21 protein-coding genes and 1 tRNA gene are annotated in these 22190 nt (G+C 45.3%); 21 read left to right on the top strand and 1 reads right to left on the bottom strand.

All coding sequences use genetic code 11. The features are described from left to right. The first annotated feature begins 153 nt into the window (after positions 1 to 153). A complete protein-coding gene (locus ICE90_RS07000; RefSeq protein WP_216156037.1) occupies positions 154 to 1701 on the top strand; it encodes a 2-isopropylmalate synthase in 1548 nt (515 codons plus the stop codon). A 24-nt stretch (positions 1702 to 1725) separates the two neighbouring features. Here the strand turns inward: ICE90_RS07000 and ICE90_RS06995 are convergent, their stop codons facing one another. Continuing rightward, positions 1726 to 2322, bottom strand: coding sequence for a YSC84-related protein (locus ICE90_RS06995; protein ID WP_216191691.1), 597 nt, complete (start codon positions 2320 to 2322; stop codon positions 1726 to 1728). Between the two features lie 217 nt (positions 2323 to 2539). On the opposite strand from ICE90_RS06995, the gene rpsO reads away from it, so the two are divergent. The 20 genes from rpsO (at position 2540) to nuoN (ending at position 22185) form a co-directional block, all read left to right on the top strand. Next, positions 2540 to 2809, top strand: coding sequence for a 30S ribosomal protein S15 (gene rpsO / locus ICE90_RS06990; protein WP_011902897.1), 270 nt, complete (start codon positions 2540 to 2542; stop codon positions 2807 to 2809). Between the two features lie 269 nt (positions 2810 to 3078). Beyond that, positions 3079 to 5238: a polyribonucleotide nucleotidyltransferase gene (gene pnp, locus ICE90_RS06985; RefSeq protein ID WP_216191682.1), complete on the top strand. Its 2160-nt coding sequence runs from the start codon at positions 3079 to 3081 to the stop codon at positions 5236 to 5238. 22 nt (positions 5239 to 5260) lie between these two features. Beyond that, positions 5261 to 6259 (top strand): NAD(P)H-quinone oxidoreductase, encoded by a 999-nt coding sequence (locus ICE90_RS06980; protein ID WP_215319878.1) that lies wholly within the window; start codon positions 5261 to 5263, stop codon positions 6257 to 6259. 17 nt (positions 6260 to 6276) lie between these two features. Continuing rightward, on the top strand, positions 6277 to 7035 hold the full coding sequence (gene tpiA / locus ICE90_RS06975) for a triose-phosphate isomerase (RefSeq protein WP_216156029.1): 759 nt from the start codon (positions 6277 to 6279) through the stop codon (positions 7033 to 7035). A gap of 22 nt (positions 7036 to 7057) precedes the next feature. After that, complete coding sequence (secG, locus tag ICE90_RS06970) at positions 7058 to 7402, top strand: preprotein translocase subunit SecG (RefSeq protein WP_215319874.1); 345 nt, start codon at positions 7058 to 7060, stop codon at positions 7400 to 7402. Positions 7403 to 7488: 86 nt separating this feature from the next. Further along, a tRNA-Leu gene (locus ICE90_RS06965) sits at positions 7489 to 7573 on the top strand. A gap of 109 nt (positions 7574 to 7682) precedes the next feature. Continuing rightward, positions 7683 to 8042 (top strand): NADH-quinone oxidoreductase subunit A, encoded by a 360-nt coding sequence (locus ICE90_RS06960; protein ID WP_216191680.1) that lies wholly within the window; start codon positions 7683 to 7685, stop codon positions 8040 to 8042. Positions 8043 to 8047: 5 nt separating this feature from the next. Further along, positions 8048 to 8530, top strand: coding sequence for an NADH-quinone oxidoreductase subunit B family protein (locus tag ICE90_RS06955; protein ID WP_011902891.1), 483 nt, complete (start codon positions 8048 to 8050; stop codon positions 8528 to 8530). 3 nt (positions 8531 to 8533) lie between these two features. Next, positions 8534 to 9133: an NADH-quinone oxidoreductase subunit C gene (locus tag ICE90_RS06950; RefSeq protein WP_215319872.1), complete on the top strand. Its 600-nt coding sequence runs from the start codon at positions 8534 to 8536 to the stop codon at positions 9131 to 9133. 3 nt (positions 9134 to 9136) lie between these two features. After that, the gene (locus ICE90_RS06945) at positions 9137 to 10390 is read left to right on the top strand and encodes an NADH-quinone oxidoreductase subunit D (RefSeq protein ID WP_215319870.1); all 1254 of its coding nucleotides are present in this window, start codon (positions 9137 to 9139) and stop codon (positions 10388 to 10390) included. Between the two features lie 23 nt (positions 10391 to 10413). Further along, the gene (gene nuoE / locus ICE90_RS06940) at positions 10414 to 10920 is read left to right on the top strand and encodes an NADH-quinone oxidoreductase subunit NuoE (RefSeq protein WP_216191678.1); all 507 of its coding nucleotides are present in this window, start codon (positions 10414 to 10416) and stop codon (positions 10918 to 10920) included. Continuing rightward, entirely contained in the window at positions 10917 to 12215 is a 1299-nt protein-coding gene (gene nuoF, locus ICE90_RS06935; protein ID WP_216191676.1) for an NADH-quinone oxidoreductase subunit NuoF, read from the top strand. Before nuoE ends, nuoF begins: the two co-directional genes overlap by 4 nt. Before the next feature lie 32 nt (positions 12216 to 12247). Beyond that, positions 12248 to 14563: an NADH-quinone oxidoreductase subunit NuoG gene (nuoG, locus tag ICE90_RS06930; protein WP_216191748.1), complete on the top strand. Its 2316-nt coding sequence runs from the start codon at positions 12248 to 12250 to the stop codon at positions 14561 to 14563. A gap of 8 nt (positions 14564 to 14571) precedes the next feature. After that, positions 14572 to 15645 (top strand): NADH-quinone oxidoreductase subunit NuoH, encoded by a 1074-nt coding sequence (gene nuoH / locus ICE90_RS06925; protein ID WP_216191674.1) that lies wholly within the window; start codon positions 14572 to 14574, stop codon positions 15643 to 15645. Positions 15646 to 15656: 11 nt separating this feature from the next. Continuing rightward, positions 15657 to 16148, top strand: a complete 492-nt coding sequence (gene nuoI, locus ICE90_RS06920) for an NADH-quinone oxidoreductase subunit NuoI (protein WP_215319862.1) — start codon at positions 15657 to 15659, stop codon at positions 16146 to 16148. A gap of 20 nt (positions 16149 to 16168) precedes the next feature. After that, positions 16169 to 16816: an NADH-quinone oxidoreductase subunit J gene (locus ICE90_RS06915; RefSeq protein ID WP_215319860.1), complete on the top strand. Its 648-nt coding sequence runs from the start codon at positions 16169 to 16171 to the stop codon at positions 16814 to 16816. Beyond that, positions 16813 to 17121 (top strand): NADH-quinone oxidoreductase subunit NuoK, encoded by a 309-nt coding sequence (nuoK, locus tag ICE90_RS06910; protein WP_072582482.1) that lies wholly within the window; start codon positions 16813 to 16815, stop codon positions 17119 to 17121. Before ICE90_RS06915 ends, nuoK begins: the two co-directional genes overlap by 4 nt. Before the next feature lie 2 nt (positions 17122 to 17123). After that, a complete protein-coding gene (gene nuoL, locus ICE90_RS06905) occupies positions 17124 to 19184 on the top strand; it encodes an NADH-quinone oxidoreductase subunit L (RefSeq protein ID WP_216191672.1) in 2061 nt (686 codons plus the stop codon). 24 nt (positions 19185 to 19208) lie between these two features. Next, positions 19209 to 20675, top strand: a complete 1467-nt coding sequence (locus ICE90_RS06900) for an NADH-quinone oxidoreductase subunit M (RefSeq protein ID WP_215319856.1) — start codon at positions 19209 to 19211, stop codon at positions 20673 to 20675. Between the two features lie 10 nt (positions 20676 to 20685). After that, positions 20686 to 22185, top strand: a complete 1500-nt coding sequence (nuoN, locus tag ICE90_RS06895) for an NADH-quinone oxidoreductase subunit NuoN (RefSeq protein ID WP_216191670.1) — start codon at positions 20686 to 20688, stop codon at positions 22183 to 22185. Positions 22186 to 22190: the final 5 nt, after the last annotated feature.

The raw sequence follows: 22190 nt of genomic DNA, 5'->3' as shown, positions 1-22190 counted from the left end.
GCCTAAGGCTTGGGGCGGGTAAGGCCTGAGTTAATGAGATAAAGTAGAATCATTAACCACCACATACCAGCCCCAGCTAATTGCTGGGGTTTTTGTTTTATGAGTTTGAGTTATCTGAAGAAGTTCAGAATTGTTTAAAACCGGAGAGTAGTGATGAGCGATAAAGTAATCATATTTGATACCACCTTGCGTGATGGTGAGCAATCACCAGGTGCATCTATGACCAAAGACGAAAAAGTACGCATTGCGCGTCAGTTAGAGCGTCTTAAAGTAGATGTGATCGAGGCAGGCTTTGCTGCTAGCTCGGAGGGTGACTTCCAGGCAATATCTGCAGTTGCAGCTGCCGTTAAGGACTCTATTGTTTGTTCATTGGCTAGAGCTAACGACAAGGACATCACACGAGCTGCTGATGCATTGCAAGCAGCAAACGCAAAACGTATCCATGCATTCTTGGCAACAAGTCCATTGCATATGGCCGTGAAATTACGCATGTCTCCAGAAGAGGTTTTAGAGCAGGCTAAGCGTTCCATTCGTTTTGCTCGTAACTTAGCTGAAGATATTGAATTTTCAGCTGAAGACGGTTATCGCTCGGAAATGGATTTCTTATGCAGAGTAGTTGAGGCGGTTATTAACGAGGGCGCATCTACCATCAACATTCCAGATACCGTAGGTTATGCAACTCCCGAGTTATATGGCGAGTTTATTAAGACCTTGCGAACCCGCGTGCCTAACTCTGATAAGGCCGTTTGGTCAGTGCATTGCCATAACGACTTGGGAATGGCTGTTGCCAATTCCTTGGCGGGTGTAAAGATTGGCGGCGCCCGTCAAATTGAGTGCACGATCAATGGCTTGGGCGAGCGTGCAGGTAATACTGCCTTAGAAGAAATTGTGATGGCCTTGCGGACCCGCAAGGACTACTTTGATATGGTCTGCGGTATTGATGCAACGCAGATTGTTCCAGCATCTAAATTGGTATCTCAAATTACTGGCTTCGTAGTTCAGCCTAACAAAGCCGTTGTTGGTGCCAATGCCTTTGCGCATACCTCCGGCATTCATCAAGATGGCATTTTGAAGAATCGCGACACCTACGAAATCATGCGCGCTGAAGATGTGGGTTGGTCAGCTAATAAAATTGTTTTGGGCAAATTATCCGGCCGCAATGCCTTTAAACAGCGCTTGCAAGAATTGGGAATCACCGTTGAAGCTGAGGCTGATTTGAACGAAGCTTTTATCAGATTTAAAACATTGGCTGACCAAAAGTCTGAGATATTTGATGAAGATATTATTGCCATCATGTCTGATTCTGCGGCAGCAGAAGAGGGTGAGCACTATAAATTTATCTCATTGAGTCAGCATTCTGAAACTGGTGAGCGACCTAAATCACGTGTGACATTTCGTATGGGTGATAAAGAGATAAGCTCCGAAGCAGAGGGTAATGGTCCAGTGGATGCCAGCTTGAACGCAATTGAGGAGATTGCTAAGAGTGGGGCTGAGCAGTTGCTCTATTCTGTCAATGCCATTACTTCAGGTACGCAGTCTCAAGGTGAGGTTACTGTGCGCTTGGCAAAAGGCGGTCGTATTGTGAATGGTGTAGGAACTGACCCAGATATCATTGCCGCTTCTGCAAAAGCCTATTTATCAGCTTTGAATAAATTGCATGATCCTACCCAAGCTAAGCTCAATGCACAGATGACCCCTTAATCATTGAGTCATCTGTAAAGAGATTTACTTATTTAAGTCAGTGTTCTTATAGTACTTGGTGCCTTTGCCGGTGATTTCAGCGGCAAGGCCAGAGTCTGTTAGTTGGTACATTAAAACTCCTGGAGCTACTACGGTTGCGTCTTGGTATGCGCCGCCATCTTTTTCGTATTTCGCAGCCGCAGTTACCTGGCCACCGAAAGTCCAACCTGAGTTAATAAAGTCATTCATGGCAGCTTCGGTTTCAAATATAAAAATATTTTGGAACGATTTAATGCCAAGACCCAAGCCAGCCTGTACTTCAGCCATATTCATGTAGACGGGCTTCTTATTTGCTTTGTTGATCACAACGCCGCTACCAGTTCCGCCCCCTGCAATCAGAATTTTCATGCCGAAGTTACTAAAGGTCGCATAGCCAACTGACTTTTCAATAAGCTCCTTTGCTTTTGGCTGCGCCTCATAAAGCTGCTTCAGAATTGCCTGGTTTTTGATCAAAATATCCTGACGTTGCTCGGCAACGGTTTTGTCTTGCCCAAAAAAGGATCCAAATTGGGCATAGGCAGGTTGAAAAAGGCCAAATCCGATGCAGAGAAATGTGACAAGCGGGCGAAATAGTGGGGACATATTTTATAAGTTATTGTTTATTAAAGGAAAAGTGTATTTATTTGGATAAATCTTAGTCTACAGGATAACAAGTTCCATGGGGCAATCCGGTAAATACATGCCGGCTCTGCTACAATTCGATGGCTTTGATTTTTAAAGCTTTTTTTGTTTTATTTTGTTAATCGCACGACACAGATTGGGTGAAAGCTCAAGTGTTCGCAAGTAAGGAGTATTAAAAATGGCAGTTGCTGATATTAAAACGGCGGAAATCGTCAAAGATAACGCGCGCAGCGCAAACGATACGGGTAGCCCTGAAGTTCAAGTTTCATTGCTCACAGCCCGCATTAATGAATTAACCCCCCATTTCAAGGCTAACGCTAAAGATCATCACAGCCGTCGTGGTTTGTTGAAGATGGTTTCACGTCGCCGTCGCCTCTTGGATTACCTCAAAGGCAAAGATTTGGATCGCTATCGCGCATTAATTGAGAAATTAGGTCTCCGTAAGTAATTCTTATCGGTATGCAATGCCATCTATCTTAGGGTTGTTTCTTCGCGGATTCAGTCTTAAGCAGATGGCATGTTTTTTTGGGCGCTTCAAGATTATTTGTGTAGGGGATTGTGTCATTCCAATGAGCTTCTGAAAGTTGATTCAGAGTCTCCCTGGAATGGCATCCCTTGTGATCTTAAATCGCTCCAGTGTTGTCGTGACACTGCTTTATCCCACGACAAGCGCAACTCTCATGTGAGTTTTGTGTGAACAATTTGGAGAAGATCAGAATGACAATGTTTAAAAAAGCAGTAAAAAGTTTTCAATGGGGTAATCATCAGGTAACTATGGAAACGGGCGAGATCGCTCGTCAATCTGGTGGCGCCGTTATTGTTAACGTCGATGACACAGTAGTAATGGGCACAGTAGTGGCCTCTAAGTCTGCAAAGCCAGGCCAGTCTTTTTTCCCGTTGACTGTTGACTACCTAGAAAAAACATACGCAGCAGGTAAGATTCCCGGCGGCTTCTTCCGTCGTGAAGGTCGTCCATCTGAAGGTGAGACGTTGATCTCCCGTTTGATCGATCGTCCATTGCGTCCTTTGTTTCCAGAAGGCTTCTTGAACGAAGTTCAAGTTGTGGTTCATGTGTTGTCTATCAATCCTGATGTTCCTTCTGATATTCCCGCTTTGATCGCGGCTTCTGCAGCTTTGGCTATTTCAGGCATTCCATTTGCTGGCCCAGTTGGCGCAGCACGCGTTGGTTATGCTAATGGCCAATACCTCTTGAACCCAACTCGTACAGAGCAAGCTACTAGCGAACTTGATTTGATCGTTGCTGGTACACAAGCCGCTGTATTGATGGTTGAGTCTGAAGCTAACCAGCTTTCTGAAGAAGTCATGTTAGGTGCAGTTGTATATGGTCACGACCAAATGCAGACTGCGATTAACGCTATCAACGAATTGGTTTCTGAAGCTGGCAAGCCAGAGTGGGATTGGACAGCTGCTCCCAAAGATGAGCCATTTATTGCCAAGGTTACCGCTTTGGCTGAAGCGCCATTGCGCGAGGCTTATCAGATTCGTCAAAAAGGGGCTCGCTCAGACAAGCTCAAAGAAATTACTAAAGAAGTTGTTGCTAAGTTACAAGAAGAGGGTGATGTTGACGCGGTAGCTGTTAACGACATTCTGTTTGAAATCGAGGCGAAGATTGTTCGTAGCCAGATTTTGAACGGCGAGCCACGTATTGATGGTCGTGATACACGTACTGTGCGTCCGATTGAAATTCGCAATGGCGTATTGCCGCGTACACACGGCTCTGCATTGTTTACCCGTGGTGAAACACAGGCACTCGTTGTAGCTACTTTAGGTACTGCACGTGACGAGCAAATCATTGATGCCCTTGAAGGTGAGTACCGTGATCGTTTCATGTTCCACTACAACATGCCTCCATTCGCTACTGGCGAAACTGGCCGTGTAGGTAGCCCAAAGCGTCGTGAAATTGGTCACGGCCGTTTAGCTAAGCGCGCATTGATTCCAGTACTGCCAAGTGCTGAAGATTTTGCATACAGCATTCGTGTGGTTTCAGAGATTACTGAGTCCAATGGTTCATCTTCAATGGCTTCTGTTTGCGGCGGCTGTTTGGCGATGATGGATGCTGGTGTTCCAGTTAAAGCACACGTTGCTGGCGTAGCAATGGGTTTGATTCTTGACGGCAATCGTTTTGCTGTATTGACAGACATCTTGGGTGACGAAGATCACTTGGGCGACATGGATTTTAAAGTAGCGGGTACTGCTAACGGTATTACTGCACTTCAGATGGATATTAAAGTTCAAGGTATTACTAAAGAAATTATGCAAGTGGCTTTGGCACAAGCAAAAGAAGGTCGTTTGCACATCTTGAGCAAAATGCAAGAAGCAATGGGTTCAGTTCGTACAGAATTGTCAGCTCATGCTCCACGTATGGTTTCTTTCAAGATTCATCCAGACAAGATTCGTGAAGTAATCGGTAAAGGTGGCGCAACAATTCAAGCCTTGACTAAAGAAACTGGTTGCAGCATCGACATCAAAGATGACGGTACCGTAACAATTGCCTCTACTTCCGCTGAGGGTATGGCTGAAGCTAAAGCGCGTATCGAAGGTATCACCGCTGAAGCTGAGGTAGGCAAGATCTACGAAGGCCCAGTTGTGAAGTTGCTCGAATTCGGCGCTTTGGTCAATATTCTTCCTGGTAAAGATGGCCTACTGCACATCTCTGAGATTTCAAATGAGCGCGTAAAAGAAGTTAAAGACTATTTGGCAGAAGGCCAAGTGGTTCGCGTGAAATTGCTTGCTGCTGATGAGCGTGGCCGTTTACGTTTGTCATTGAAAGCTGCGATGGCTGATGAAGGCGGCACGATTGCTCCTTTAGCTGGCGTTGCTGTTGAAGCAGCTCCTGCATCTGACGAAACTGCCTAAGCAAGAAGCCTCGGGAGTATCTATGCGCGTAATTGAAATCAAGGAATTTGGCGCCCCAGAAATGCTGGTGCCAACTACTCGCCCTGATCCAGCGGCTCCTGCTGCAGGGACTGGCGAAATTCTGATCAAAGTTCTGGCGGCTGGAATTAATCGACCTGACGTTTTGCAGCGTAAGGGGCATTACCCGGTTCCAGCTGGCGCATCTGATATTCCCGGTCTTGAAGTTGCTGGTGAAATCGTTGGTGGCGATTTGGCTCATGCTGATAATGTTTTTAGCTTAAAGCTGGGTGATAAGGTTTGCGCTCTCGTTCAAGGTGGTGGTTACGCTGATTTGTGTACTGCGCCTGTAGCCCAGTGCTTGCCTTACCCTAACGGGTTTACTGACCAAGAAGCTGCAGCATTGCCTGAAACGTTTTATACCGTATGGAGCAACGTCTTTATGCGGGGTCAATTGGCCGAAGGCGAAACATTATTGGTTCAAGGTGGCTCTAGTGGTATCGGCGTGACTGCAATCCTGATTGCTAAAGCTTTGGGCCATAAAGTATTCGTAACTGCTGGTACGGATGAAAAATGTGCCGCATGCGTAGCATTAGGTGCTGATCTCGCTATCAACTACAAGACGCAAGATTTTGTAGAAGAAGTGAAGAAGGCAACTGACGGTAAGGGTGTCAATGTTATTTTAGATATGGTCACCGGCGCTTACGTGCAAAAAGAAATTGACTGTCTCGCTGATGATGGTCGCATTGTGATTATTGCCATCCAAGGCGGCTCAAAAGCGGAAGTTAGTACCAATCAGATTCTGCGCCGTCGCTTAACGATTACCGGCTCAACATTACGTCCACGCCCAGTTTCATTTAAGAAGCAAATTACCAAGCAGCTTTTTGAGAATGTTTGGCCTTTGCTCAATGCCGGCAAACTGAAGCCAGTCATTTATAAAACGTTTTCGCTAGATCAGGCGGCTGATGCTCATGCATTGATGGAGTCATCCGAGCACGTTGGCAAAATTGTTTTAACAGTTTAGAAATATTCATTATCCCTATGCGACCACTCATCGTTATCGGCAATTGGAAAATGAATGGCAGTCTTGCAAGTAATCAGGACTGGATCAAAACCGTTGCTCGTGGCATGGAGAGTGGCATGCCATCAGGACGTAAATATGCGGTCTGCCCGCCATTTCCGTATTTATCTCAATGCGCACAGTTAATTAAAGAGCATTCTTTGGCTTTTTTGAATCTAGGCGCACAAGACGCATCAGCCCATAGTTCAGGTGCTTATACCGGTGAAGTTGCCGCTTCTATGCTCCAAGAGCTCGGTTGTACTTATGTCATCGTTGGGCACTCTGAGCGCCGTCATATGCATCAGGAGGTCGATGAGGTCGTTGCTGCTAAAGCCCTCGAGGTGTTGGACAGTGGGATGACTCCAGTGATTTGTGTTGGTGAGACTGCTGATGAAAGAAATTCAGGTAGGGCGGAAGAGATTGTTTGTGCTCAGGTTGCAAAGCAGACGGGTGTTTTACAAGACCGGCTTGCTGACTGCTTAATAGCTTATGAGCCAGTATGGGCAATCGGTACAGGCAAAGTTGCCAGCGCCCAAGTTGCACAAGATATGCATCGTGCTATTCGTCTGCAATTGGCTGAATTTAATGAGGATGTTGCATCTCACGTTGGAATTTTGTACGGTGGCAGTGTCAAGCCTGACAATGCTGTTGAATTATTTGCCATGCCAGATATAGATGGTGGATTGGTTGGGGGAGCATCATTGAATCCCCAAGACTTTCTGGCCATTTGTCAGGCATAAATTTTTTATTTGGAGATAAGCTGTGGAATGGTTTAAGACTTTATTGATCGTATTGCAGGTAATTTCAGCTTTGGCTGTCATTCTATTGGTGCTATTACAGCAAGGCAAGGGTGCCGATATGGGTGCAGCCTTCGGCTCGGGCTCTTCTGGTAGCCTCTTTGGCGCTAGCGGATCTGCTAATTTCTTGTCCCATACAACGGCTGTTTTTGCAGCAGTTTTCTTCCTTTGTACTTTAGGAATTACTTGGATTGGCAACAAGAAAGAAGTAAGTCCTGGTGTTCTCTCTGGAACTGTTGCCCCGGCAGCAACGCCTGCCGCTCCAGTAGCCCCAACACAGGACCCAAGTAAACCAGCGGTTCCTAAGTAAAAGAGTAGGCTTTTACAGATTTTCTAGCCCAGAATTTGGGGTAGTGCACTTGTGCAATGCAGTAGAATTGATGAGTTTTGCAAGATGCCGACGTGGTGAAATTGGTAGACACGCTATCTTGAGGGGGTAGTGGCTTAGGCTGTGCGAGTTCGAGTCTCGCCGTCGGCACCAAAAAAGGGTATTGATCAGCGTTTTTTGCTCTAAATCAATGTCTTATGTAGTGGAATAAGTAATAATTTGTTGTTTTTAGGAATTACCAGACAAACGAATCAGGGCTATTTTGAATCTCGCTAATTACTTTCCTGTTCTGCTTTTTATCCTCGTAGGTATTGGGGTGGGATTGGTCCCCATGTTCCTCGGAAAAATCTTGGCTCCTTCGAAGCCTGATGCTGAAAAACTCTCTCCCTATGAGTGCGGTTTTGAGGCTTTCGAAGATGCGCGTATGAAGTTTGACGTGCGTTACTACTTAATCGCCATTCTCTTCATCCTGTTTGACTTAGAAACTGCATTCCTATTTCCATGGGGTGTAGCGCTTCGTGACATTGGATTGCTTGGCTACGCCTCTATGGTGATTTTCCTCTTGGAATTTATCGTGGGATTTGTATATATCTGGAAAAAGGGCGCTCTCGACTGGGAGTGATAGATATGGCATTAGAAGGCGTACTCAAAGAAGGTTTTGTAACCACCACTGCGGACCAGTTAATTAACTGGACGCGTAACGGCTCCTTATGGCCTATGACCTTTGGTCTAGCTTGTTGTGCCGTAGAGATGATGCATGCGGGCGCTTCCCGTTATGACTTGGATCGATTTGGCGTTGTATTCCGCCCATCTCCACGTCAATCCGATTTGATGATTGTTGCAGGTACTTTGTGCAACAAGATGGCCCCTGCATTACGTAAAGTGTATGACCAGATGCCAGAACCGCGCTGGGTTATCTCCATGGGTTCTTGCGCAAATGGTGGCGGCTACTATCACAACTCATATTCAGTTGTCCGTGGTTGCGACCGTATTGTGCCAGTGGATATTTATGTGCCTGGTTGCCCTCCAACAGCGGAAGCTTTGATCTACGGAATTATTCAGTTGCAATCCAAGATCGCTCGTACAAGTACGATTGCGCGGAAGGCTTAAATCATGTCAGATCGTTTAATTCAATTAGCGGCCAACTTAGAAAAAGTTTTAGGTAAGCGAGCTAAATCCATTGAGATTGCATTGGGTGAGGTGACTGTAGTTGTTAATGCGGACACTTATTTTGAATCTGCCATGTTGTTACGTGACGATCCTTCGCTTGCTTTTGAGCAAATGATTGATCTGTGTGGTGTTGACTATCAAGATTTCCGTGATGGAGCGTGGAGTGGTCTGCGCTTTGGTGTTGTAAGTCATCTGCTTTCTTTGCAGCACAACTGGCGTTTACGTGTTCGTGTTTTTGCGCCTGATGATAGCTACCCATTAGTGGCCTCAATTACACCAGTTTGGGCTGCGGCCAATTGGTTTGAGCGTGAGGCATTTGATCTCTACGGCATCCTATTTGACGGTCACGAAGACTTGCGTCGTATTTTGACTGACTACGGCTTCATCGGTCATCCATTTAGAAAAGATTTCCCAATTAGCGGCAATGTGGAAATGCGTTATGACCCAGAGTTAAAACGTGTTGTCTATCAACCGGTCACGATCGAGGCTCGAGAAATTACTCCACGCATTGTTCGTGAAGAGCAGTACGGAGGTTCGGTTTAAGTCATGGCACAAATTAAGAACTACACCCTCAATTTCGGTCCTCAGCATCCTGCAGCGCACGGCGTATTACGCTTAGTGCTTGAGCTCGATGGCGAGGTAATTCAGCGTGCCGATCCGCATATCGGTTTATTGCATCGCGCTACTGAGAAATTGGCTGAAACACGTACTTGGATCCAAAACGTTCCATATATGGATCGTTTAGATTACGTTTCTATGATGTCCAATGAGCATGCTTATGTCATGGCCATTGAAAAATTACTGCAGGTTGATGTTCCATTGCGCGCTCAATACATTCGCGTGATGTATGACGAACTCACTCGTTTGCTCAATCATTTGCTATGGATTGGCTGTCATGGTCTGGACGTTGGTGCGATGGCTGTCTTCTTGTACGCTTTCCGTGATCGCGAAGATATCTTTGATATGTATGAGGCGGTATCTGGTGCACGGATGCATGCTGCTTACTATCGTCCAGGTGGCGTATATCGTGACTTGCCTGATCAAATGGCTCAGTACACCAAGAACAAGATTCGCAGTACATCTGCCATTAAGCGTTTGAATGAAAACCGTAGCGGCACATTATTGGACTTCATTGAGCAATTTACTAATGGCTTTGATGCCAATGTTGACGAGTATTGCAACCTTTTAACCGATAACCGGATATGGAAGCAACGATTGGTGAATATCGGTATCGTGACTCCAGAGCGTGCATTGCAGCTCGGCTTCACTGGTCCGATGCTACGCGGTTCAGGTATCGAGTGGGATTTACGTAAGAAACAACCATACGAAGTCTATGACCGTTTAGATTTTGATATCCCAGTTGGCGTGAATGGCGATTCTTATGATCGTTATTTGGTTCGCATGGAAGAAATGCGTCAATCTAATCGCATCATCAAGCAGTGTGTGGCTTGGCTAAAGGCTAATCCAGGCGCTGTCATGAGCGACAACCATAAGGTTTCCCCACCAAAGCGTGTGGATATGAAAACTAATATGGAGGAGCTCATTCACCATTTCAAATTATTTACTGAAGGCATCCACGTTCCTGATGGCGAGGCTTACTCAGCCGTTGAGCATCCTAAGGGTGAATTTGGCATTTACTTAATTTCTGATGGCGCGAATAAACCCTATCGCATGAAGATTCGTGCCCCAGGATTTGTGCATTTGTCGGCAATGGACGAGATGTCACGTGGCCACATGTTGGCTGATGCAGTAACCATTATTGGTACCCAAGATATTGTGTTCGGGGAGATTGACCGCTAATAAGGCGTGCCAAGGAATATTTAATGACTACGACTCTGCAACTATCCGATAAAACACTGGCTGATATTCATCGCAATATCGCTAAGTATCCTGCTGAGCACAAGCAATCTGCTGTGATGGCTTGTTTGATTGCTGCTCAAACTGAGGTGGGTTGGGTTTCTCCTGAAGTTATTGAAACGGTTGCCCAGATTTTAGAAATGCCAAGTATTGCTGTTGATGAAGTCGCAACTTTTTACAACATGTACAACACCAAGAAAATTGGTAAATACAAATTGGTAATTTGTACTAATTTGCCATGCCAATTAACCCATGGTGAAACTGCAGCAACATACCTTAAAGAGACTTTAGGTATTGGCTACAACGAAACTACCCCATGTGGAACTTTTACCTTGAAAGAGGGTGAGTGCATGGGTGCCTGTGGTGATTCGCCAGTGATGTTGGTGAATGACAAGCGCATGTGCAGTTTTATGAGTAAAGAAAAGATCGATGCTTTATTGAGTGATTTGCGTGCAGAAGGGAAAGTAGCATGACCAGCTTGCACGATCGCCATATCAAGCCTTTAATCCTCGCTGGATTAAATGGAGATAACTGGTGTTTAAAGGATTACGAAAGCCGTGGGGGCTATCAACAATTACGTCGTTTAATTAACGACAAAGTATCTCCTGATGCCATCATTGCCGAATTAAAAGCTTCTTCATTACGTGGTCGCGGAGGCGCAGGCTTCCCAACAGGTTTGAAGTGGAGCTTTATGCCCCGTCAATTCCCGGGACAAAAATATTTAGTTTGCAATAGCGATGAAGGTGAGCCCGGTACTTTTAAAGACCGTGACATCATGCGATATAACCCACACGCTTTGATCGAAGGCATGATCATCGGCGCCTATACAATGGGTATTACGGTTGGTTACAACTACATCCACGGTGAAATCTGGGATGTGTATTCTCGCTTCGAAGAGGCGCTTGAAGAGGCGCGTGCTGCTGGATACCTTGGTGACAAAATACTAGGAAGCGATTTCTCCTTCCAGTTGCATGCATCGCCAGGTTGGGGTGCTTATATTTGCGGTGAAGAGACAGCCTTGCTTGAATCTCTAGAAGGTAAAAAAGGGCAGCCACGCTTTAAGCCACCATTCCCTGCAAGTTTTGGCTTGTATGGCAAACCTACAACCATTAATAACACCGAAACATTTGCCGCTGTGCCATTCATTTTGGCCATCGGCGGTCCGGCCTATTTGGAACTTGGAAAACCCAATAATGGTGGAACCAAAATATTCTCGGTATCGGGTGACGTAGTTCATCCAGGCAACTATGAAATTCCGTTGGGAACCCCATTTGCAGAGCTCTTAAAGCTTGCTGGCGGTATGCGTGATGGCAAAGCTTTGAAGGCTGTAATTCCTGGAGGATCTTCTGCGCCAGTTGTTCCTGGTGTGCAGATGATGGATCTGACTATGGATTACGACAGCATTGCAAAAGCAGGATCTATGTTGGGATCTGGCGCTGTGATTGTGATGAACGAGTCCCGTTGTATGGTCCGCGCCTTAGAGCGTTTGTCCTATTTCTATCACGAAGAATCTTGTGGTCAATGCACCCCATGTCGTGAAGGTACTGGTTGGTTATGGCGCATTGTTCATCGCATTGAACATGGTGAAGGGCGTCCAGAGGACTTGGATTTGCTCAATGACGTAGCTGCCAATATTCAAGGTCGTACGATTTGCGCTTTAGGTGATGCAGCAGCAATGCCGGTACGTGGCATGTTGAAACATTACATGGATGAATTTGCGTATCACGTAGAACATAAGCGCTGCTTAGATTCTGCAAAACCTTTATAAAGATTTAGAGTACGGGATATCTAAAAGTGAGCATGGTAGAAATCGAATTAGATGGTAAGACTGTAGAAGTTCCGCAAGGTTCGATGGTGATGCACGCCGCGAACAAGCTCGGCACCTACGTTCCTCACTTCTGTTATCACAAGAAGTTATCGATTGCCGCTAACTGCCGCATGTGTTTGGTTGAAGTAGAGAAGGCTCCCAAACCTCTACCCGCTTGTGCTACACCAGTAACTCAAGGCATGAAGGTGTTTACGCATTCTGCCAAGGCGGTAGAAGCTCAGCGTTCTGTCATGGAATTCTTGCTCATTAACCATCCATTAGATTGCCCAATTTGCGATCAGGGTGGCGAGTGTCAGTTACAAGACTTAGCAGTTGGTTACGGAAAATCAAACTCACGCTACGATGAAGAGAAGCGAGTAGTCTTCCATAAAAATGTTGGCCCATTGATCTCCATGCAAGAGATGACACGTTGCATCCATTGCACTCGTTGTGTACGCTTCGGACAAGAAGTTGCCGGCGTTATGGAGTTAGGTATGGTTAACCGCGGCGAGCATTCCGAGATCACCACCTTTGTTGGTCAGACGGTAGATTCAGAGTTGTCTGGAAACATGATTGATTTGTGTCCAGTTGGCGCTTTAACCAGCAAGCCATTCCGTTATGCAGCACGTACATGGGAACTCGGACGTAAACGTTCAGTTAGTCCGCACGATAGCTTAGGTGCTAACACTACAGTTCAGACTAAAGCTAATAAAGTCATGCGTGTAGTTGCTCTAGAAAACGAATCCATTAATGAATGCTGGATTAGCGATCGTGATCGCTTCTCTTATGAAGGTTTAAATAGCGCTGATCGTGTAACCACACCTATGGTGAAGCAGGGTGGCCAGTGGTTAGAAACAGATTGGCAGTCAGCTTTAGATTATGTTGCCCATTCTCTGAAAACAATTTCAGCGGAAAGTGGTCCTGAGTTCATTGGGGCTTTAGCTCATCCAATATCTTCCACCGAGGAATTGCACCTCTTGCAAAAGTTGGTGCGTAGCTTGGGTTCCAAACAAATGGAAACTCGATTGCGCCAAACTGATGTAAAAGCTGCAGCAGCAGCGCCATGGTTGGGTATGCCAATCGCCAAGATCAATGAACTGGATCGTGTATTGGTTGTCGGTAGTTTCTTACGTAAAGACCAGCCTGTATTGGCTGCTCGTATTCGTGCTGCCAGCAAACGCGCTTTGCAAGTATTACGTATTGATGCAGGTGGTGATGACTGGTTGATTCCAAGTAGCGGTATTTCAGTAGCTCCAAGCGCATGGTTGAATGCATTGAGTGAAGTTGCACTTGCTGTTGCAAAAGCAAAATCATTAACAGCGCCAGTTGGCACATTTAATCTAACCATTTCTCCTGCGGCGCAGAAGATTGCCGATAGTTTGCTTTCCGGCGAGTCAAAAGCTGTATTGCTTGGTTCTGCTGCTATTGCGCATCACCATGCTTCTGACTTACACGTCATGGCGCAATTTATTGCTGATCAGACTGGTGCTACTTTGGGCTTCTTACCAGTTGGCGGCAATGCCGTTGGCGCATCTTTAGTGAATGCTAACGGCGTGGGTGTTGAGTCAGTCTTATCTGGCGAACGTCGCGCAGTGATCTTGATGAATATCGAGCCAGATTCAGATTTGCCAAACCCAGCAGCCGCTCGTGCAGCTTTGGCAAAGGCTAATACCGTTATTGCTTTGAGCGCCTATAAGAGTGCTGACTTGATGGAGGTAGCTGATGTCATTCTGCCTACTTCAGTGTTCTCAGAGACAGTCTCTACCTTTGTGAATTTAGAAGGTAGAGTTCAAACAGTTCAACCTTCAGTGAAGCCTTTAGGCGATTCGCGTCCAGCATGGAAAGTTTTGCGAGTATTAGGTGGTCTCTTAGGTTTAGACGGTTTCTTGTTTAATGCTCCTGAGGAAGTGCTAGGAGAAGCATTGGATGATGGTTATTGCAATCGCTTAAATAACAAAGCTATGAGCTCATCGATTGCCAATGGAAATCTGGCACCCTTCAATGGTCTCGAGCGTTTGGCTGATGTCAATATTTATGCTGGCGATCAAATTGTGCGTCGTTCTTCTGCTTTGCAGTCAACACGTGATGCTAAGCGTGGCAACCAGATAGGCTTAAATAAAACCACTTTCGCTGAATTGGGTCTCAAAGAGGGTGATGCAGTTCGGGTTACCCAAGATTCTCATTCTGTTGATATGTCGGCAACATTAGAAGTTAATTTAGCGCCTGGTGCTGTCAGAATTTCTGCTGGCACCATGGCTAGTGCCAAATTAGGGTCGATGTTTGGTCCAGTAACCGTTAGTAAGGCATAAGGGACGAGATGGATAATTTCTTGAACCTCATTACCACTCAAGGTGAGGCTATTTTCGGCTCACTGTGGCCCTTAGTTTGGGCATTAGTGCGCATTGTGATCATCGTATTGCCAATGTTTGGTTGTGTAGCTTACTTAACCCTCTGGGAAAGAAAGTTAATTGGCTGGATGCATATTCGACTTGGTCCAAATCGCGTCGGTCCCCTGGGTTTATTGCAGCCAATTGCTGATGCATTGAAGCTCTTGATGAAAGAGATTATTGCTCCTGCTCAAGCAAGCAAGGTTTTGTACTTCATTGCACCAATTATGGTGATCATGCCTGCATTTGCTGCTTGGGCGGTGATTCCATTTCAGGCAAAGATGGTTTTAGCTGATGTAAACGCAGGCTTGCTTTACATCATGGCTATTTCTTCTATTGGTGTTTATGGGGTCATCTTGGCTGGTTGGTCTTCTAACTCTAAATATCCGTTCCTCGGTGCAATGCGCGCATCAGCCCAAATGATCTCCTATGAGATTGCAATGGGATTTGCATTGGTTACCGTCTTGCTTACCTCGGGTTCATTAAATTTAAGTACCATCGTTACTTCACAAGAGCAGGGCTACTTTGCCAGCATGGGCCTTAATTTCCTCTCGTGGAATTGGTTACCTTTATTACCAATGTTCTTGATTTACTTTATCTCTGGCGTGGCTGAAACAAACCGCCACCCATTTGACGTAGTTGAGGGTGAGTCTGAGATCGTAGCTGGACACATGGTTGAGTACTCAGGTATGTCTTTTGCAATGTTCTTCTTGGCAGAGTATGCCAACATGATTTTGATTGCAGCTGTTGCATCTATCATGTTTTTAGGCGGTTGGTTGCCGATTGTTGACTTGCCAATCTTGCGTGATATTCCAGGCTTCTTCTGGTTAATTGGTAAAACATTCTTCCTCTTATCCTGCGTTATCTGGTTACGCGCCACATTACCGCGCTATCGCTATGACCAAATCATGCGCTTGGGTTGGAAAATCTTTATTCCCATCTCAGTTTTCTGGGTGGTTGTTATCGGCGCGTGGGTTGTCTCCCCATGGAATATTTGGAAATAAGTTGATAAATCATGTTTAAGAAAATTTCCCAATTCCTCGATAGCTTGATGCTAAGAGACATCTTGGTCGGTATGTCTATTACGGGCCGCTATCTCTTCAAGCCTAAAATTACTGTTCAATATCCGGAAGAAAAGACGCCTTTATCCAGCCGCTTCCGCGGTTTGCATGCTCTTCGTCGTTATGAAAATGGTGAAGAGCGTTGTATCGGCTGCAAGCTATGTGAAGCAGTTTGTCCAGCTTATGCCATCACTATTGAAACTGCCGAGCGTGATGATGGCACTCGTCGCACCAGTCGTTATGACATCGATCTCACGAAATGTATTTTCTGTGGTTTCTGTGAAGAGGCTTGTCCAGTAGACGCCATCGTTGAAACAAATATTTTTGAGTATTTCGGCGATAAGCGCGGCGACTTGTATTTCACCAAAGATATGCTTTTAGCTGTAGGCGATAAATATGAAAAAGATATCGCCGCTAACCGTGCAGCCGATGCACCTTACCGTTAATCGAATCGAGCTTAACTAATATGACATTCGATCCATCTACTTTATTTGCCATGTTCTTCTATGGTTTTGCAGGCTTATTGGTGATTTCTGCGCTTCGCGTGATCACTGCTCGTAACCCAGTGCATGCAGCGCTATTTTTGGTATTAGCGTTCTTTTGCGCATCAGGCCTTTGGATGTTGCTCAAGGCTGAATTCTTAAGCTTGGCTCTGATACTGGTTTATGTTGGCGCAGTGATGGTCTTATTCCTCTTCGTAGTGATGATGCTGGACTTAGATATTGAACATTTACGTCGCGATTTCAAAAAGTTTCTGCCAGTCGCCTTCTTGATGGGTGCCGTTATTGTTCTAGAATTATCGATTGTGATCATTCGTAGCTTTATTGGAACCAATGTTCCAGTGCAGCCTATGCCTGAAGAAATGATGGCTAACAATACCCAAGCTTTGGGTATGCTGATCTTTGTAGATTATGTATACGCCTTTGAGGTTGCTGGTGTGATCTTGCTGGTGGCGATTATTGCCGCTGTAGCATTGACATTGCGTAATCGCAAAGACTCTAAATCGCAGAATATTCACGAGCAAGTCAATGTCGTTGCGGCAGATCGCATGCGCATTGTGAAAATGGGTTCAGACATGGCTGCAAAGCAAGATACAAGAGGGGAGAAAAAATGAATATCACTCTCGCTCATTATTTAGTGCTGGGTGCAATCTTATTTGCAACTAGCGTTATCGGAATTTTCTTAAACCGCAAGAACGTCATCGTTTTGCTAATGGCAATTGAGCTGATGCTTCTCTCGGTGAACATGAACTTTGTAGCTTTCTCCCATTATTTGGGTGATATGGCTGGTCAAGTATTCGTATTCTTTATTTTGACTGTGGCAGCTGCTGAGGCGGCTATCGGCTTGGCAATTTTGGTTGTGCTCTTCCGTAAGGTTGACACAATTAATGCCGATGATCTTGACCACCTAAAAGGCTAGTCATGCAATTGACCTTAAACATACCTGTACTTTGCGCCATTCCTTTGGCGCCGTTAGTCGGCTCTATCATTGCCGGTTTCTTTGGCACCAAGCTAGGCGGCAATCGCATTGGTCATGGGGCCAGTCAGTTTGTAACTATTTTGGGTGTAACCATTGCATTCGTGCTTTCCTGCAATGTATTAGTTCAAGTGATGGATGGCTTCTATTTCAATGGAACTGTTTACCATTGGATGCAATTAGGCGAACTCAATTTAGATATTGGCTTCCTGATTGACCCATTAACAGCAACTATGATGTGTGTAGTGACCTTTGTGTCATTGATGGTTCACATCTATACCATTGGGTATATGCAAGGCGAAGAAGGTTACAACCGCTTCTTCTCCTATATTTCCTTATTTACCTTTGCAATGTTGATGTTGGTGATGAGTAATAACTTGTTGCAACTCTTCTTTGGCTGGGAAGCTGTGGGTGTCGTTTCTTATCTGTTGATTGGCTTTTACTTTGAACGCCAGTCTGCTGTGTTTGCCAATATGAAGGCTTTCTTAGTTAACCGGGTTGGTGACTTTGGTTTCATCTTGGGTATAGGTATTCTTTTGGCTAGCACTGGCTCGATGCAATATGACGTGATCTTCTCTCAGAACTCTGCTTTAGCGGCCCAGACATTGCCTGGTACTAGCTGGAACTTGATGACGGTTGCTTGCATCTGCTTGTTTATTGGTGCAATGGGTAAGTCAGCCCAATTCCCTTTACACGTTTGGCTACCAGATTCAATGGAAGGCCCAACGCCAATTTCCGCATTGATTCATGCTGCAACCATGGTAACCGCTGGTATTTTCATGGTGTCACGCATGTCACCACTGTTTGAACTTTCAGATGTCGCGCTGAGCTTTATCTTGGTGATTGGCTCGATTACAGCGCTCTTTATGGGCTTCCTCGGTATTGTGCAAAACGATATCAAGCGCGTTGTTGCATATTCAACTTTGTCTCAGCTGGGTTACATGACTGTCGCATTGGGTGTTTCTGCATATCCGGTAGCTATCTTTCATTTGATGACGCATGCTTTCTTTAAAGCATTGTTATTCCTTGCTGCAGGTAGCGTAATTCTTGGTATGCATCATGAGCAAGATATGCGTAAGATGGGCGGCCTGTGGAAATATATGCCAATTACTTGCTTGATGATGTTATTGGGCAATCTGGCACTAGTGGGAACTCCATTCTTCTCAGGCTTCTATTCAAAAGACTCCATTATTGAAGCGGTAGCTGCAAGTCATATCCCCGGTTCAGGCTTTGCTTACTTTGCAGTCATGGCTAGCGTATTCGTAACGGCACTATATTCATTCCGTTTGTATTTCTATGTATTCCACGGCAAAGCACGCTGGGGTCATGAGGATTCACATGCTCACGACCATCATCATGATCATGCGGAGCAGGGTGACGATCATGCGCATCATGGTTTAGCTCCAGGTCAAAAGCCACATGAATCACCATTCGTTGTGACTTTGCCATTGATCCTTTTGGCAATTCCATCCGTGATCATTGGCTTCTACACAATCTCGCCGTTGTTATTCGGGACATACTTTGGCGACTCCATCTTTATTGACTTAGCGCGCCATCCGGTAATGAAAGAATTGGAAGATGAGTTCCATGGTCCAGTTGCTATGGCAATTCATGCATTCACATCCCCCGTCTTGTTGTTGGTAGCGCTTGGCGTGCTAACTGCTGCAATTGGTTATCTTTGGGCTCCTAAGCTACCAGCAAAAGTTGCTGAAACATTTGCGCCAATTAAGAAATTATTTGATAACAAGTATTACCTCGATGAAATCAACCAAGCCGTGTTTGCTAAAGGTCTAATTTGGATCGGCGGCTTCTTATGGCATCGTGGCGATCAAAAGATCATCGATGGTTTCATTGTTAATGGCAGTGCGCATACAGTAGGGCGCTTTGCCGGAGTAATTCGTCATTTGCAATCCGGTTATCTCTACCACTATGCCTTCGCAATGATTGCGGGCCTAGCAGTATTGTTAGCTTGGGTTTTGTATGCTTACCTGCCTTTTGTTCGCTAGGCCTTTGTTACTTAAGTAGCCACTATGATTCTTTCTTACGCCATTTGGACCCCGATTGTCTTTGGACTCATTATTCTGTTTTATGGGTCTGAAAGATCAACTGCCGGAGTGCGCTGGTTGACGCTTATCGGAGCGGTGCTAAGCTTCATTGCAACGCTTCCATTGTTGATTAATTTCGACATCGCTAATTCCGGGATGCAGTTCGTTGAAAAAATCAGCTGGATTCCGCGTTACGACATTAATTACCACCTAGGTATTGATGGTATTTCTGTTTGGTTTATTGTTTTAACTGCGTTCATCAACATCATTGTGGTGATTGCAGCGTGGGAAGTGATCCAGACTAAGGTGTCGCAATACATGGCCTCATTCATGATCCTGTCAGGATTAATGATCGGCGTATTTTGTGCTCTTGACGCTTTGCTTTTCTATGTGTTCTTTGAGGCGACATTAATTCCGATGTACATCATCATTGGTGTATGGGGCGGTCACAACCGTATTTATGCGGCATTTAAGTTTTTCTTGTACACCTTGCTTGGCTCTTTGCTTACCTTGATTGCCATGCTGTATTTGTACAACGTGACTAATACATTCGATATCCTGGCTTGGCAAAATGCCCGACTAGATATTGTTGAGCAGATCCTTTTGTTTGCAGCATTCTTTATGGCGTTTGCTGTTAAGGTTCCAATGTGGCCATTACATACTTGGCTACCAGACGTCCACGTCGAGGCCCCAACAGGTGGCTCAGTAGTCTTGGCTGCAATTATGTTGAAGCTTGGTGCCTATGGATTTCTGAGGTTCTCTTTGCCAATCGCGCCAGATGCAAGCCAGTACTTAGGCCCATTTGTAATCTTCTTATCTTTGGTTGCGGTGATCTATGTGGGTGCAGTTGCTCTTGTTCAAAAAGACATGAAAAAACTGGTTGCCTATTCGTCTGTGGCTCACATGGGCTTTGTTACATTAGGATTCTTCCTCTTTAGTCCGCTGGGTATTGAGGGCGGTATTGTGCAGATGATTTCACATGGCTTTGTTGCCGGTGCGATGTTCTTGTCCATTGGCGTGCTTTATGACCGCATGCATACCCGTCAGATCGCTGATTACGGTGGCGTAGTGCATCGCATGCCTGCATTTACTGCATTTGCCGTATTAATGGCGATGGCCAACTGTGGTTTACCTGCTACCTCTGGGTTTGTTGGTGAGTTCATGGTGATCTTAGCTGCGGTTGATTACGACTTTGTTATCGGCATCCTAGCTGCTACAGCATTAATTTTGGGCGCAGCTTATTCCTTGTGGATGGTGAAGCGCGTATTTTTCGGTACCGTTAACAATTCCCACGTTGAAGCGTTAAAGGATTTGAACGGTCGTGAGTATTTCTTGATGGCAGTTTTATCTATCTGTGTAATTGGTATGGGCGTCTATCCAAAACCATTTACGGACATCATTCATCCAGCTGTAATTAATCTGTTGCAGCATGTTGCTGTCAGCAAACTCTGAGTAAGTACAAATGCAAGCATTCGACCTTTACGCCATCCTGCCGGAACTTGTTTTACTCGTAGCAACCTGTTTGTTATTGGTTGCTAGCGTTTATGTTCGCGAAAGAGTGTCCTCAACCCCTGGTGTTGAGCAAGACATCTTCCATACTCCGCGAGGTGTTGGTTTTGTGTATTTTTTCTCACTCATTTTGTTGGCTTATCTCATTTTTGCTTTTATTGGACGCATGGGCGATCCAGCGCTTGTAGCAATGAATGGACTTTTTCAGTCTGATCCATTTTCTAACTTGCTCAAGGCATGTTCTTGCATCGCTGTTTTGGTGAGCTTGATTTATTCCAAGCAGTATCTGATGGATCGCGCCTTGTTCCGTCCTGACTTCATTGTCTTAGCTCTGCTTGCTTTGCTTGGCCAGTTTGTATTGATCTCCGGTGCAAACCTATTAACTTTATACCTAGGCTTGGAGTTGATGGCTTTGCCTACCTACGCATTGGTTGCAATGCGCCATAGCAACGAAAAGAGTGTGGAAGCTGGTATTAAGTACTTTATCTTGGGAGCATTAGCATCCGGCTTCTTGCTCTATGGCATGTCGATGCTCTACGGCGTCACCGGATCACTTGACCTTATTGAAATCTTTAAAACCGTTGCCGACCCTCGTATAAACCATTTGGTGATGGCTTTTGGTTTGGTATTTATTGTTGCTGGCTTGGCCTTTAAGTTGGGTGTAGTGCCATTTCACATGTGGGTGCCTGACGTCTATCAAGGTGCGCCTACTGCTGTAACTTTAATGATTGCTGCAGCTCCAAAATTAGCTGCATTTGCATTGTTATTCCGCTTGTTGGTAAATACCTTATTACCTCTATTGGGCGATTGGCAGCCAATGCTGGTTTTGCTTGCAGTTCTATCGCTAGTTGTTGGTAACGTGACTGCGATAGCGCAAACTAATATCAAGCGTATGCTAGCTTATTCTGCCATTGCGCAAATGGGTTTTGTGCTCTTGGGTATGCTTTCTGTTTTTGATGATCACGCTTTTAGTGCGGCAATGTTTTATGCCATTACTTATGTGTTGACAACGCTTGGTACCTTCGGCTTGTTGATGGCCTTGTCACGCAAAGGCTATGACTGCGAAACCTTGAATGGCTTAAAAGGCCTCAATAAGAAACATCCGTGGTTTGCTTTTATTGGTCTGGTGATGATGTTCTCCTTGGCTGGTATTCCGCCTACGGTCGGTTTTGCTGCTAAATTAGGTGTTTTGGAAGCCTTGGTGGATGCAGAGCATACATTCTTAGCTGTAATCGCTGTGATCGCCTCTTTGATTGGTGCTTTCTACTATCTTAGAGTGGTTAAGGTCATGTATTTCGATGAGCCTGAGCATGAGATTGCAATTTCTGGTTCTGGCTTTGCCAAAGGGCTCTTGAGTCTCAATAGCATTCTGGTTTTAGTGATCGGTATTGTTCCTGCGGGTTTAATGAGTCTTTGCTTAGATGCAATGCGCCGCACCTTATTGGGATCCTAAAAGGA

This window comes from Polynucleobacter sp. AP-RePozz3-80-G7 (assembly GCF_018882145.1).
GTDB lineage: Bacteria > Pseudomonadota > Gammaproteobacteria > Burkholderiales > Burkholderiaceae > Polynucleobacter.
The sequence above is the reverse complement of the archived record's forward strand: the minus strand, read 5'-3'. Positions and strand labels throughout refer to the sequence as shown.

Bases quoted from the DNA above. Each gene is read 5' to 3' on its own strand.
- ICE90_RS06950 (WP_215319872.1), top strand. From the start codon at position 8,534: ATGTCAGATCGTTTAATTCAATTAGCGGCCAACTTAGAAAAAGTTTTA.
- ICE90_RS06955 (WP_011902891.1), top strand. From the start codon at position 8,048: ATGGCATTAGAAGGCGTACTCAAAGAAGGTTTTGTAACCACCACTGCG.
- ICE90_RS07000 (WP_216156037.1), top strand. From the start codon at position 154: ATGAGCGATAAAGTAATCATATTTGATACCACCTTGCGTGATGGTGAG.
- nuoL (WP_216191672.1), top strand. From the start codon at position 17,124: ATGCAATTGACCTTAAACATACCTGTACTTTGCGCCATTCCTTTGGCG.
- nuoE (WP_216191678.1), top strand. From the start codon at position 10,414: ATGACTACGACTCTGCAACTATCCGATAAAACACTGGCTGATATTCAT.
- ICE90_RS06995 (WP_216191691.1), bottom strand. From the start codon at position 2,322: ATGTCCCCACTATTTCGCCCGCTTGTCACATTTCTCTGCATCGGATTT.
- nuoG (WP_216191748.1), top strand. From the start codon at position 12,248: ATGGTAGAAATCGAATTAGATGGTAAGACTGTAGAAGTTCCGCAAGGT.
- nuoI (WP_215319862.1), top strand. From the start codon at position 15,657: ATGTTTAAGAAAATTTCCCAATTCCTCGATAGCTTGATGCTAAGAGAC.
- nuoH (WP_216191674.1), top strand. From the start codon at position 14,572: ATGGATAATTTCTTGAACCTCATTACCACTCAAGGTGAGGCTATTTTC.
- nuoF (WP_216191676.1), top strand. From the start codon at position 10,917: ATGACCAGCTTGCACGATCGCCATATCAAGCCTTTAATCCTCGCTGGA.
- pnp (WP_216191682.1), top strand. From the start codon at position 3,079: ATGACAATGTTTAAAAAAGCAGTAAAAAGTTTTCAATGGGGTAATCAT.
- ICE90_RS06980 (WP_215319878.1), top strand. From the start codon at position 5,261: ATGCGCGTAATTGAAATCAAGGAATTTGGCGCCCCAGAAATGCTGGTG.
- nuoN (WP_216191670.1), top strand. From the start codon at position 20,686: ATGCAAGCATTCGACCTTTACGCCATCCTGCCGGAACTTGTTTTACTC.
- ICE90_RS06900 (WP_215319856.1), top strand. From the start codon at position 19,209: ATGATTCTTTCTTACGCCATTTGGACCCCGATTGTCTTTGGACTCATT.
- ICE90_RS06915 (WP_215319860.1), top strand. From the start codon at position 16,169: ATGACATTCGATCCATCTACTTTATTTGCCATGTTCTTCTATGGTTTT.
- ICE90_RS06945 (WP_215319870.1), top strand. From the start codon at position 9,137: ATGGCACAAATTAAGAACTACACCCTCAATTTCGGTCCTCAGCATCCT.
- nuoK (WP_072582482.1), top strand. From the start codon at position 16,813: ATGAATATCACTCTCGCTCATTATTTAGTGCTGGGTGCAATCTTATTT.
- tpiA (WP_216156029.1), top strand. From the start codon at position 6,277: ATGCGACCACTCATCGTTATCGGCAATTGGAAAATGAATGGCAGTCTT.
- rpsO (WP_011902897.1), top strand. From the start codon at position 2,540: ATGGCAGTTGCTGATATTAAAACGGCGGAAATCGTCAAAGATAACGCG.